A 13,077-nucleotide genomic window follows, 5' to 3' on the forward strand; every position below is an offset into this window, starting at 1 on the left:
TGGATCAAGGCCCTCACTCAGTACGGCCTGATCCCCGCAGCACCCTGATCTCCACCCCGCTTCCCATGGCCTCAAAAGGCCAGGGACCTCTGCGCCCTAAATCAGGTCTCTTTCACGTTAACCTACGCCTGCTGCGGAACGACAGCGAAGCAGCGCGGTCGGAACCACTGTCATCCTGCACAACCAAGGACGGTTGCCGTGGAAGCAGCTACTGCACAAGGATTGGTCGCAGACGATGAAGCGGGCGCCATCCAAACCGACGTGCCGGCACGACTCGACCGGCTGCCGTGGTGCCGCTTCCACACGCTGGTGGTCGTCGCGCTCGGCATCACCTGGATACTCGACGGCCTCGAGGTCACGCTCGCAGGCGCCGTCTCCGGCGCTCTCAAATCCAGCCCTGCGCTACATCTGAGCGACGCACAGATCGGCATCAGCGCCAGCGCCTACGTGCTCGGCGCGGTGCTGGGCTCGCTGGTGTTCGGCTGGATGGCCGACCGGCTCGGCCGTAAAAAACTCTTTTCGCTGACACTGGCGGTGTATCTGGTGGCGACCGCAGCAACCGCGTTTTCGCAGAACTTCTGGATGTTCCTACTGTGCCGTCTCTTCACCGGCGCGGGCATCGGCGGCGAATATTCGGCGATCAACTCGGCGATCCAGGAGCTGGTGCCGGCGCGCTATCGCGGCCATACCGACCTGGTCATCAACGGCAGTTTCTGGGTCGGCGCCGCGATCGGCGCGATCGGGTCGATCGTGCTGCTGCAGCCGGGGCTGCTGCCGGCCGACATGGGCTGGCGCATCGCTTTCGGCATCGGCGCCGTGCTCGGCCTGAGCATCCTGCTGCTGCGGCGGTTCCTGCCGGAAAGTCCGCGCTGGCTGATGACGCGCGGCCGCGTTGCCGAGGCCGAGGCGATCGTCGCGCAGATCGAGGCTGTCGCCGGTGAGCGGCGCATCGACGTGCCGACCCAGCCGGTCAGACTGCGCGTGCGCGACGGCGGCTTCGGCGCGGTCGCGCTGGCGCGCAGCCTGTTCAGGCTTTACCCGAAACGCGCACTGGTCAGCCTGGTGCTGATGGCCTCGCAGGCGTTTTTCTACAACGCGATCTTCTTCACCTATGCCCTGGTGCTAAGCACCTTCTTCGACATCCCCAGCGAGAAAATCGGCCTGTACATCCTGCCGTTCGCCGCCGGCAATTTTCTCGGCCCGCTGCTGCTCGGCAGGCTGTTCGACACCATTGGCCGGCGCCAGATGATCGCGTTCACCTATGCCGCGTCCGGCATCCTGCTGACGATCACCGCCTGGCTGTTCGTCAACGGCCTGCTCGACGCGACCGGCCAGACGATTGCCTGGTCGATCACTTTCTTCTTCGCGTCCGCCGCGGCAAGTTCGGCGTATCTGACGGTCGGCGAAAGCTTTCCGCTGGAAGTGCGGGCGCTGGCGATCGCGGTGTTCTACACGCTCGGCACCGCGATGGGCGGCATTGTCGGCCCCTGGCTGTTCGGCAGCCTGATCGGTACCGGCGAACGTAGCGCGATCGCCTTAGGCTACGGCTTCGGAGCGGCGCTGATGATCGTGGCCGCGGCCGTGGTCTGGCGTTATGGCCTGGCGGCCGAGCGGCGTTCGCTGGAGGATCTGGCGCGGCCGATGTCCAGCATTTGAAAACCTCCCCCTGCCCAGGCAATGAACCGTAGGGCGGGTCGTGACCCGCCGTTGTATCGTGACCCGCCGTTGTGACAACAACACAAAACGGCGGGTCACGACCCGCCCTACATTTCTGAAGGCTGCGACTTGATATCGTGGCGACATGATCAAACCCGATGCTCCCTCCTGCGCCCGCAATCGCGACGTCATTCTCGCGGTATTGCGCGAGCACTTCGCCGATCGTCGGCGTGTACTCGAAATCGGCAGCGGCACCGGACAGCACGCGATCCATTTCGGCGCGGCGCTGCCGCAGCTGGTCTGGCAGACCTCGGATCGCAGCGAACATCACGCCGGCATCCGCGCCTGGCTGGATGAAGCCGCGCTCGCCAACGTGCTGCCGCCGCTGACACTCGACGTCGGCGGCGAGTGGCCGCCAGCGCGCTACGACGGCATCTTCACCGCGAACACGCTACACATCATGAGCGCTGCCGCCGTGACGCAGTTGTTCGCGGCATTGCCGGGCGTGATGGAGCTCGGCGCGAAACTCGTCGCCTACGGCCCCTTCAACTACCGCGGTGCGTTCACCAGCGACAGCAACCGCGATTTCGAAGCCTGGCTGAAAGCACGCGATCCGCTCAGCGGCATCCGCGATTTCGAAACCGTCGATGCGCTGGCGCGCGACGCCGGACTGGCGCTCGTCGAAGACCGCGCGATGCCGGCCAACAATCGCTGCATCGTCTGGCAGCGCAGCAGCTGAGCGAATCCGAGACGGATCCGGCGGCGAGCCGGAAAGCGGCGCTACCGCCGGGCCGACAAGCCAGGTTTAAAGTGCGCACATGACGGTCAGGATCGCGATCACTCACTGCCCCTGCGACGAACAGCGTCTGTATGCCAGCTGCTGCGCGCCGCTGCACGAAGGCGCCGTCGCGCGCTCCGCGGAAGCGCTGATGCGCTCGCGCTACTCGGCCTATGTGCTGAAGCTGGAGCCGTATCTGCTGGCGACCTGTCATCCGAGCACAAGGCCGGAGTCGCTGGCTTTCGGCGACGGCGACCTGCAGGCACCGAAATGGCTGGGACTGAAGATCCTGCGTCACGAGACCGCGCCGGACGGTGACACCGCGCTCGTCGAGTTCGTGGCGCGCTTTCGCGTTGGCGGCGGTAGCGCGCAGCGGATGCGCGAGACCAGTCGCTTCCTGCGCGTCGACGGCCGCTGGCTTTATCTGGACGGCGACGTTGTCTGAGTAGGTTGGGGTGAGCGCAGCGAACCCCAACGTGTGCCCGCGCCGATGTTGGGGTTCGCTGCGCTCACCCCAACCTACACGCTGTATCTGGACGGCGACGAGAGCCAGTCGTAGGTCGGCAATCCCATGCCGACATGAGGCGCCAGTTGCGCATCGACCATACACGTCGGCAAAGGATTGCCGACCTACGCATACCCTCAGCTGCGCGGCGGCTTGCGCTTGGCGCCCGGGCCGGGGCCCGGTGTCGCCGGCGGGATCTCGCCGCCGAGCTTGCTGATGCGCAGCTGGCGGCCCAGCACCCAGGCTTTCTGCAGATCGCGGAACACGCCGCGCGGCATGCCGCTGGGCAGGTCGACGAAGCTGTGGTCATCCATGATTTCGATCTTGCCGATGTACTGGCTGTCGAGGCCGGCCTCGTTGGCGATTGCGCCGACGATGTTCGCCGCCTTGACGCCGTGCTGTGCACCGACTTCGATGCGGAAGGTCTCGCTCTCGTCGCCGTTCTTGGGCTTGGGCCGCTCCGGGCGCTCCATCCGCAGCGGGCGGTCGATCGGACGCTCGACCCGTTCCGGGCGCGACGCAGCAGGACGCTCGACGCGCTCCGGACGTTCGCGCAGCTTCGGCGACATCGGGAACGAGGACGGCACCGGTGACGCGGCCGGCAGCGGTTCGGCCGGCGGACGCTTCGGCGTCGTGCGGATCTCGGAGCGCGGGGCTTCCGCGATCACCGGCTCGGCCGGCGCGCGCCGCGGAGCCGCCACGCGCGTATCGGACCGTGTATCGGAGCGGGAATCCGAGCGCGTATCCGAGCGCGAGGAATAATCGGCGAGCTGCGCGTCGTCGCTGGCCATCAGCAGCGGACGCTCGCCCTGGGCCATCGACGCCAGCGCGGCGGCGATGTCGGTCAGCGAGGCGCCCGACTCGTTCTCGATATCCGCGAGCACACCGCGGAAAGCCTCGAACTGGCTGGCGGCGGCACGATCGGTCTGCGCCTTGCTCAGTGCGTCGATCACGGTCTGCTTGAAGCGCTGCACGCGGCGCCGGTTGATCACGTCGCTGCTCGGCGCGGCGATCGCCTCGATCGGCTGGCGCGTGGCGCGCTCGATCGCCTTCAGCAGATGACGCTCGCGCGGCGACACGAACAGGATCGCGTCACCGTTACGTCCGGCACGGCCGGTGCGGCCGATCCGGTGCACGTAGCTCTCGGTGTCGGTCGGGATGTCGTAGTTGACGACATGGCTGACCCGCTCGACGTCCAGGCCGCGCGCGGCGACGTCGGTGGCGACGACGATGTCGAGCTGGCCGTCCTTGAGCTTGGCGATGGTGCGTTCACGATCGTTCTGCTGCATGTCGCCGTTCAGCGCACTGACCGAGAAGCCGCGCGCCGCGAGGCGGTCGGCGAGTTCGGTGGTCGCCGCCTTGGTGCGCGCGAACACGATCATCGCGTCGAAGGTTTCCGCTTCGAGAAAACGCGTCAGCGCCTCCAGCTTGTTCATGCCGCTGACCAGCCAGTAGCGCTGGCGGATATTGGTCGCGGTGGAAGTCTTGGATTTGATCGAGATCTCGATCGGGTCGCGCAGATAGGTCTGGGCGACACGCCGGATCACGCTCGGCATGGTCGCCGAGAACAGCGCGATCTGACGGTCCGGCGGGGTCTGCTGCAGCACCCATTCGACATCGTCGATGAAGCCCATGCGCAGCATCTCGTCGGCCTCGTCGAGCACCAGCTGGCGCAGGTTGTCGAGCTTCAGCGAGCCGCGTTTGATGTGGTCGACGACGCGGCCGGGCGTGCCGACGACGACGTGCGCGCCGCGCTTGAGGCCGCGCAGCTGCGGCTCGTAGCTCTGGCCGCCGTAGATCGGCAGCACATGAAAACCGACCAGCGCAGAAGCGTAATTCTGCAGCGCCTCGGCAACCTGGATCGCCAGTTCGCGCGTCGGCGCGAGCACTAGCGCCTGGGTCACGCTACGTGACAGGTCGATCATCGACAGGATCGGCAGTGCGAACGCGGCGGTCTTGCCGGTGCCGGTCTGCGCCTGGCCGAGCACGTCGCGGCCTTCGAGCAAAGGCGGGATAGTACGGGCCTGAATCGGGCTCGGAGACTCGTAGCCGATACGAGTCAACGCCTCTAGTACCGGTGCAGCCAACCGTAGGTCGGCAAAACGAACGGCAGGTGCCGAAGAAGAGGCATCGTCGTTAGGCACGGAAGCCATGGGAATCCTGATGGAACGCGGCGGGCGATTGTACACCGCCCGCTTACCTGATCCCGGAAGGGGTCGGATACGCGTTTTCGGGAAACCCTTGCACCGGCAATCTGAGGAACGGCTCGTTCCGGCCGATACACCGCATGAGGCAGCGGATTCCCGGCCGGTTGATACAGGGAACAATGTGATCGGGCTAGCCTTCAATCTTGTTGAACGATATTTGCTGGAGCGCCATGACGAGGCGGCGCTGGTCGCCGCTCTGCAGGCCAGCGGCTTCGCCGAGGCCGATCCCTGGCTGGACGCGCTCGGATATCCGGAAGCCGACTTTCTGCGCTGGGCCGGCGCCGCGGCGGTGCTCGACGGCGTCGGCTTCGACGACTTCCTGCGCCGGCTCGGGCGCTGGGCGATGCCGCAGCTGGTGCGCCGCTACACCTTGCTAACGGTCGCCGGCCGCACGCTGGAACAGCGTATCGGCGATTTGTACACGATCGTGCTGCCGCAGCTGCGGCGAGTGCTGGTCGGCCTCAGCGGCGCGGACTTCACGATCCAGTACCAGGGCAGCGGCGCCGATCTCGCCTATCCGTCGCGCGGCCTGCTGTGTCCGGCGATCGAGGGTGCATTGACCGGACTGGGCGATCACCTGAACGCGCCGTTGCGGGTCCGCCATCTGCGCTGCGCGCGCGAAGCCGGCGGCGACTGCTGCAGCTTTCATGTGGACATTCCGATGCCGGTGGCCGCATGAGCGCACTGCGACACGGTGTCTGCCCCCTAGCAGCAGCGAGTGCGGCAGTGGGTGCGGGAGCAGGGCGATGCGCTCATGCCCGCGACCGGCGCCGCTCATACCAAAAGGTGCGCCAGTGAGCGCCGGCGCCGCAGGCCTGAGACTGCTGCGCGCGGAACGCCGCGTCGAACTGATGTCGCGGCTGATCGAGGACCGCAATCTCGATCTCGGCATCACCCAGGATCAGGCCTCGGCCGCGCAGACCTATCTGATGGGCCTGAACGACGCGCTGCCCGGCGCGCTGATCGGCGCCAGCCCGGCGGGCGTCATCGCCAGTGGCAACGCCGGTGTGCAGGACCTGCTGGGCTACCGGATGGCCGAGCTGAGCGGCACGCAGCTGGAACGGATCTGGCCGAGCGCGCCGGAATTCATCGCGCGCTGTCTGATCCAGGGCGGCGGCCTGCTGCGCGACGAGGCCGACTGGCTGGCCCAGGATGGCCGCGTGATCCCGGTGCTGATCTCGGCCTCGGTGCACCGCGACCGCAAGAATCAGCCGGTGTCGCTGGTGTTCGTGGCGCTCGACCTGTCCGAGCGCCGCCGGCTCGAAGTCGAGCTGCGTCACGCTCAGAAAATGGAATCGCTGGGCCAGCTGTCGGCTGGCGTCGCGCACGAGATCAATACGCCGATGCAGTTCATCGGCGACAACCTGCACTTCATCCAGGAGGCGATCGGCAAGCTGCAGCCGCTGCTCGACGCACTGCCCGATCTGCGCGCGCATCTGCCCGCCGCCGAAGCCGCGCGCTTTTCGCAGCTGCAGGCGGGCACCGACCTGGGCTTCATCCGCGACCGCCTGCCGCGCGCACTCGACCGCGCGCTCGAAGGCGTGCGCCGCGTCAGCCATATCGTCGAGGCGATGCGCGCGTTCAGCCATCCGCAGACCGAAATGGCGGCGGTGGATCTGAACAAGGGCCTGCGCGACACGCTCACCGTCGCCAACAACGAATACCGCTACGTCGCCGACCTGGTCTGCGACTTCGGCGATCTGCCCGACGTGATCTGCAACGGCGGCGACATGAACCAGGTCTTTCTGAACCTGATCGTCAACGCCGCGCAGGCGATCGGCGACCGCCAGCAGCGCAGTGACAAGGCTGCGCGCGGACGCATCCACGTCGCCACGCACCGCGAGGCCGACAGCGTGGTGATCTCGATCAGCGACGACGGCAGCGGTATTCCGCCAGCGATCCGGCATCGCGTGTTCGATCCGTTCTTCACCACCAAGGAAGTCGGCAAAGGCACCGGCCAAGGTCTGGCGATCTCGCGCAATGTCGTCGTCGAGCGCCACGGCGGTACGCTCGACTTCGTCAGCGAGCACGGCGGCGGCACCAGCGGCACCACGTTCACCATCCGTATTCCCATCAACGGTCGCCGCAAGGACGACAGCAGCGCAAGGCCAGTCGCCGAGGGTTTCGCAGCATGATCAAGGTGCTCTTCGTCGACGATGAAACCGACGTGCTCGAAGGCCTGGAGAACCGGCTGCACAGTCGCGCCGGGCGCTGGCAGATGCGCTTTGCGCTGGGTGCCGACGCGGCGATCAAGGAGCTGCGGCGCGAGGCGGTCGACGTGGTGGTCTCCGACATGCGCATGCCCGGCATGGACGGCGGCCAGCTGCTCGACTGGGTGCGCGAGCGCCACCCGGAGACGGTGCGCATCCTGCTGTCGGGCCAGACCGGCCCCGACGGCGCGATCAAGCTGATGCCGGTCGCCCATCAGCTGCTGACCAAGCCCTGCGACATCGAACTGCTGCAGCGCGCGATCGAATGCGGCGCCGGCCTGCAAGGCAGCCGCGACCGGCCCGCCGTCGCACAGGTGCTGGGCCTGCTGCAGGGGCTGCCCGCGCTGCCGAGGCTGTACTGGGACCTGGTGCGCGAGCTCGACAAGCCGAGCGCGGACTCGGCCTCGGTCGCCAAGATCATCGAGCAGGACATGGCGATGACGGCGCGCGTACTGCAGATGGCGAACTCGGCCTTCTTCGCATCCGCGCGCAGCGTGCGCAGCGTGCGCGACGCGATCACCGCGCTGGGCCTGCAGGCGATACGTGTCGCGGTGCTGCAGCAGCATCTGTTCCGCGCGATGAGCGACATCGCCACGCCGCGCGGCTTCTCGCTGGAGAAGCTGCAGACGCGTTCGCTGCACACCGCCTGGCTGACCAGCCAGATGCTGGCCAATGCCGATGAGCGCAAGACCGCCTATTCCGCCGCGGTGCTGCACGACGTCGGCTACCTGGTGCTCGCGGTCGGATTGCCGGAAGCCTCGGCGCGCATCCGCAACCGCGCGCGCCGCACCGGCGAGGCGCTGTACCGGCTCGAAACCGAAGAGCTGGGCTGCGACCACGCGCAGATCGGCGCACGCATGCTCGCGCTGTGGGGCCTGCCGGTGCCGCTGGTCGAGGCCGTGGCCTATCACAACGAGCCGATGCGCTCCGGCGACACGCGCTTCGGCGCGACCGCGGCGGTGCATGTCGCCAGCGTACTGTCGTACGACAAGAGCGATAGTCAAAGCCTGCCGGAGCAGTTCGACCTCGACTACCTGCGGCATCTCGGCGTCGAAGAAACCGTGCTCGGCTGGCAGGCCGGCAAACCGATCACCCGAATCTAGGCACAACCAAGCACCACAAAATATGGCCATCGACGAATACGGATTCGACACACGCTTGCGCGTGCTCTGCGTCGACGACGAACCGGCGGTGCTCGAAGGCCTCGAGCTGTCGCTGCGGCAGCACTACGAAGTCGACACCGCCACCAACGGCGAACAGGCGCTGCAGCTGATGCGCACCGGCGATTACGCAGTGCTGCTGTCGGACATGCGCATGCCCGGCATCGACGGCGCCGCGCTGCTGGCGACCGCACGCAAGCACTTTCCGGACACGGTGCGCGTACTGCTGACCGGCTACGCCGACGTCACCTCGGCCGCCAGCGCGATCAACGACGGCCACATCTTCCGCTTCCTGATCAAGCCCTGTCCGCCGCCGACGGTGCAACGCGCGATTGCCGATGCCGCCAGCCAGTACCGGCTTCAGACGGTCGAACGCAGCCTGCTGGAGCGCACCCTGCGCGGCGCCGTGCAGGCGCTGACCGACGTGCTGTCACTGACCGACCCCGACGCATTCGCGCGCGCCACGCAGGTGCAGAAGCTGGCACTGGCGATGGCGGTCAAGCTCGATCTGCAACCGACCTGGGCGCTGGAACTGGCCGCGATGCTGGCGCCGCTGGGCCGCGTCAGCCTGCCGCCGGAACTGCTGCAGCGCCAGGCAGCGGGCGACGATATGCGCCGCGAATCGGATCGCGAAGCACTGGACCGCGTGCCGGAAGTCACGCAGCGCCTGCTCGCCTCGATTCCCAGGCTGGAACCGGTATGCGACATCCTGCGCGAAGCGGGCCACGGCGGAATCAGCCGCAACGCCTTCGCCCATCGTTCCGCGATTCCGGTCGCCAGACTCGCCAAGGTATTGCGCCTGGCCTCGCGCTTCGTCGATCAGCAGGCGCGCGGCGATTCGGTCACTGTCGCGCTCGCCGAACTGCGCTCGCAGCACGGCGATGCGGAGCTGATCGACGCGATCGAAGCAATCAAGGGAGCGCAGAGCCTCGCCGTCGAGCTGCGCACGGTGCCGGTGCGGCAGCTGTGCGCCGGCATGGTCCTGTGCGACGACCTGCTGACGCAGACCGGCCAGCGTCTGGTGCCGCGCGGCTACGAGATCAATGCGAGCCTGGTCGAACGCATCCGCAACATGCGCGCGGATGCGCTGCGCGGTCCGGTGCGGGTGATGTTGTCTGCAGACGCGAACCACGCGTAGGTCGGCAATCCCTTGCCGACGTGAGGCCTTCGTTGCGCATCGACGGTACTGAGTAGGTTGGGGTGAGCGCAGCGAACCCCAACAGGTGTCCGCGCCGATGTTGGGGTTCGCTGCGCTCACCCCAACCTACACGCTGGCGGGATGATGTGTAGATTCCTATGCTCGCCAGGGGCTACACGGCCTGTTCGGGCTTCAGTGCCGCGCCGCGATCGCCTGCCACAGCATTTCGAACAACGCTTCGGCCTGCGGCGTCAGCGGCTCGTTCATTCCGCGCGATATATAGCCCTGCACCAGGCGCACGATGATGCCGATGCAGTAGTCCAGCAGCACTTCTTCGCTGACCTGCCGGTTCAACACGCCTTGCGCCTGGCCCTGCGCGAGCATGCGCGTGATCGCCGCGTAGAACTCGCGGTTCTGGCTGCCGGCGCTGCGTCGCCAGGTATTCAGATACACCGAACTCATCACGATCTGCATGACCTTGGGATTGCGCTCGAAGAAATCCAGCGCCACGTCGAACAGGCTGCGCAGGCGCTGCTTCATGTCCCCGCTGTTCAAACCGTTGGCCTGCAGATACGGGCCCATCGGCGTAACCAGCTGAGTCAGCCAGGAATCGAGCCCCGAGAACAGCAGCGCCTCCTTGCTGCCGTAGTACTTGTAGATCGTCTGCAGGCTGACGTTGGCGCCGCGCGCGATCTCGATCAGGCCAATACGATGGAATTCGCGCGTCGAAAAAATATCGAGCACGGCGGCCTCGATGCGGACACGGGTGTCCGGATCGAGCTTCTTCAAATCAGGCAACGCGATGGAAGTTTGCATGGGCCCCTGTTTCTAGTTCTATGGTGATACCGCTCCTCGATAAGGCCACTATGAAACGGCGCCGCGCAAACGACAAGCCCCATTTCCTCTCTGGTTGTTGAACCTCGGCAATGATGCGGCGCAACATCCGGGTAACGACAGACGGAGCGGCGATTCAGCAGGCAGACAAGCGGTCTGTACGACGCTTACCAATTGATAAGGAGATTGGCGATGTTCGGACTGTTGATGAGGTACATGAAGGCCCGGAAGATGCTGCCTTCGATATCGGATACCGAGCGCCAGGCGCTGGAAGCCGGCTCGGTATGGATCGACGGTGATTTCTTCCGCGGCAACCCCGACTTCGAAAAGATGCTGGCCGAGCCGTACTCGGTGCTGCCGCCCGAGGAGCAGGCCTTCCTCGACGGCCCGGTCGAACAGCTGCTGCGGATGACCGACCGCTATCAGATCGGCCGCAGCAAGCGCATCCCGGACGAGGTCATCGCCTTCATCAAACACGAAGGCTTCATGGGCTTCCTGATTCCGAAAGCCTACGGCGGCAAGCAATTCTCGACGCTGGGTGTATCGACGATCCTGTCCAAGCTCAACACCTGGAATTCGGCGGTCGCCACCCTCGTGACGATCCCGAACTCACTCGGTGCGGCCGAGCTGATCATCCATTACGGCACGCAGGCGCAGAAAGACGAGTATCTGCCGAAATTGGCGAGCGGCGAATACGTGCCCTGCTTCGGCCTGACCGAACCGACCGCCGGCTCCGACGCGGCCAGCATCAAGGCCGAGGGCCGCGTATTCCGCGACACCGATGGCGGCATCAAGCTCAAGCTCAACTTCCGCAAGCGCTACATCACGTTGGCGCCGATCGCCAACCTGGCGACGCTGGCCTGCAAGCTCAAGGACCCCGATAACCTGCTCGGCAAGGGCGAGGAGATCGGCATCAGCTGCGTGATGATCCACAAGGGCACGCCGGGCTTCACCAACGGCGACCACCACGACCCGATCGGTGATCCGTTCTACAACGGCCCGCTGTACGGCAAGGATGTTGTGGTGCCGGTCGACAACATCATCGGCGGCGTCGAATACGCCGGCAAAGGCTGGCTGCAGCTGATGCAGCAGCTCGCCGGCGGCCGCGCGATCTCGCTGCCTGCGGGCGCGGTCGGCAATGCCAAAGCGGCCGCGATCGCCACCGGCGCGTATTCGATGGTGCGCCAGCAGTTCGGCATCCAGATCGGCCGCATGGAGGGCGTGGAAGAACGTGTCGGCCGCATGGCGGGCCTGGCGTACCTGATCGAGGCCGCGCGCATCTACGGCTGCTCGGCGATCGACAACGGCGAGCATCCGCCGGTGACCTCCGGCGTGCTCAAGGCCTACACCACGCGCATCAGCCAGGAGATCATCATCGACGGCATGGATGTGTTCAGCGGCGCTGGCGTGATGCAGGGGCCCAACAACATCCTCGGCATGGCCTACAAGAGCGCGCCGGTCGGCATCACCGTCGAGGGCGCGAACATCCTGACGCGCACGCTGATGATCTTCGGCCAGGGCGCGACGCGCTGCCATCCGTATGCGCTGAACGTCGTCAATGCGGTGCAGAACGACGATGTCGCGCTGTTCCGGAAAAACCTCAGCGGCTGGATCCTGCATTTCATCGCCGGCATTTTCCGCACCGCGCTGCGCGGGCTGACGCGCGGCCACACCGTCAGCGTTCCCGACGTCGATCCGGCGACTCGCGTCTACTATCGACGCATCGGCTGGGCCGGCGCGCGTTTCGGCCTGATGACGGATCTGGCGATGTTCGCGATCGGCGGCAAGCTGAAGGTGCGCGGCAAACTCACCGGCCGCTACAGCGACGCGCTGGCCTGGATGCTGCTCGGCGTGTCCGCGCTGCGCCGCTTCGAGGCCGAAGGCCGGCGACGCGAAGACCTGCCGATGCTGCACTACGCGCTGAGCCATGCGCTGCACCAGGTGCAGGAGGCCTTTGTCGGCATCTACCAGAACTTCGGTGGCCCGCTCGGCTGGTTGCTGCGCGTATTCGGCGGGCTGTGGCTGCGGATCAATCCGCTGGGGCACGCGCCGAGCGATGAGCAAAGCCACAGGGCCGCACTGTGCATCCAGTCGAACAACGAGCAGTTCCAGCGCCTGACCTATGCGGTGTTCCTGCCGATCGACGACACGCGCGCACTCGGACGTTTACTGAAATCCTTCGCACTGGTCAGCGCCGCGCATCCGGCGGCAGAGCGCATCATCCGGGCGCAGAAGGCGCGCAAGCTGCCGCGCGGCTATCTGCCCGCCGACATCGCCGACGAGGCGGTCAAGGCCGGCATCGTCACCGCAGCGGACGCCGAGATGCTGAAGCAGGCGCTGCAGGCGCGGCTGGAGGCGATCGAGGTCGACGAGTTCACGCCGGAGCAGTACTTCGCGACGCTGAGGCCTGAAGACGGCCCGCAGTACGGCGAGCGCGCCGCGGCCTGAGCAGCGTAGGTCGGCAATCCCTTGCCGACGTGAGGCCGCGATTGCGCATCGAAGGGTGCACGTCGGCAAAAGATTGCCGACCTACGGAGCCTCATCAGTTCTGAGTAAGCGCGGCGTCGGCAGCGCAGGCAGGCTTGGACG

10 protein-coding genes are annotated in these 13,077 nt (G+C 66.4%); 8 read left to right on the forward strand and 2 right to left on the reverse strand.

What is annotated here, in order from left to right; translation table 11 throughout:
• Window positions 1-222: 222 nt before the first annotated feature.
• From JWQ90_RS15285 to JWQ90_RS15295, 3 genes are all read left to right on the forward strand, one after another.
• On the forward strand, window positions 223-1,656 hold the full coding sequence (locus JWQ90_RS15285; RefSeq protein ID WP_366919518.1) for an MFS transporter: 1,434 nt from the start codon (window positions 223-225) through the stop codon (window positions 1,654-1,656).
• A 145-nt stretch (window positions 1,657-1,801) separates the two neighbouring features.
• Window positions 1,802-2,395 carry a DUF938 domain-containing protein gene (locus JWQ90_RS15290; protein ID WP_299695725.1) on the forward strand — a complete coding sequence of 198 codons (594 nt, stop codon included), beginning with the start codon at window positions 1,802-1,804 and terminating at the stop codon, window positions 2,393-2,395.
• Window positions 2,396-2,474: 79 nt separating this feature from the next.
• Window positions 2,475-2,879: a YchJ family metal-binding protein gene (locus tag JWQ90_RS15295; protein WP_299695727.1), complete on the forward strand. Its 405-nt coding sequence runs from the start codon at window positions 2,475-2,477 to the stop codon at window positions 2,877-2,879.
• Between the two features lie 197 nt (window positions 2,880-3,076).
• Here the strand turns inward: JWQ90_RS15295 and JWQ90_RS15300 are convergent, their stop codons facing one another.
• Window positions 3,077-5,092 carry a DEAD/DEAH box helicase gene (locus JWQ90_RS15300; protein ID WP_366919515.1) on the reverse strand — a complete coding sequence of 672 codons (2,016 nt, stop codon included), beginning with the start codon at window positions 5,090-5,092 and terminating at the stop codon, window positions 3,077-3,079.
• 10 nt (window positions 5,093-5,102) lie between these two features.
• Between JWQ90_RS15300 and JWQ90_RS15305 the strand changes: the two genes are divergently transcribed.
• From JWQ90_RS15305 to JWQ90_RS15320, 4 genes are all read left to right on the forward strand, one after another.
• A complete protein-coding gene (locus tag JWQ90_RS15305) occupies window positions 5,103-5,825 on the forward strand; it encodes a heme NO-binding domain-containing protein (RefSeq protein ID WP_299695819.1) in 723 nt (240 codons plus the stop codon).
• 115 nt (window positions 5,826-5,940) lie between these two features.
• The gene (locus JWQ90_RS15310; RefSeq protein ID WP_299695731.1) at window positions 5,941-7,281 is read left to right on the forward strand and encodes an ATP-binding protein; all 1,341 of its coding nucleotides are present in this window, start codon (window positions 5,941-5,943) and stop codon (window positions 7,279-7,281) included.
• Entirely contained in the window at window positions 7,278-8,459 is a 1,182-nt protein-coding gene (locus tag JWQ90_RS15315) for a response regulator (RefSeq protein ID WP_299695733.1), read from the forward strand. Before JWQ90_RS15310 ends, JWQ90_RS15315 begins: the two co-directional genes overlap by 4 nt.
• Before the next feature lie 22 nt (window positions 8,460-8,481).
• Window positions 8,482-9,654 carry a response regulator gene (locus JWQ90_RS15320; protein ID WP_299695735.1) on the forward strand — a complete coding sequence of 391 codons (1,173 nt, stop codon included), beginning with the start codon at window positions 8,482-8,484 and terminating at the stop codon, window positions 9,652-9,654.
• A 192-nt stretch (window positions 9,655-9,846) separates the two neighbouring features.
• Here JWQ90_RS15320 and JWQ90_RS15325 read toward each other — a convergent pair whose 3' ends face one another.
• Window positions 9,847-10,470, reverse strand: coding sequence for a TetR/AcrR family transcriptional regulator (locus JWQ90_RS15325; RefSeq protein ID WP_299695737.1), 624 nt, complete (start codon window positions 10,468-10,470; stop codon window positions 9,847-9,849).
• 210 nt (window positions 10,471-10,680) lie between these two features.
• Between JWQ90_RS15325 and JWQ90_RS15330 the strand changes: the two genes are divergently transcribed.
• Complete coding sequence (locus JWQ90_RS15330; RefSeq protein WP_299695739.1) at window positions 10,681-12,936, forward strand: acyl-CoA dehydrogenase; 2,256 nt, start codon at window positions 10,681-10,683, stop codon at window positions 12,934-12,936.
• The last annotated feature ends 141 nt before the right edge of the window (window positions 12,937-13,077 follow it).

This window comes from Hydrocarboniphaga sp., assembly GCF_028291725.1.
Lineage (GTDB): Bacteria > Pseudomonadota > Gammaproteobacteria > Nevskiales > Nevskiaceae > Hydrocarboniphaga.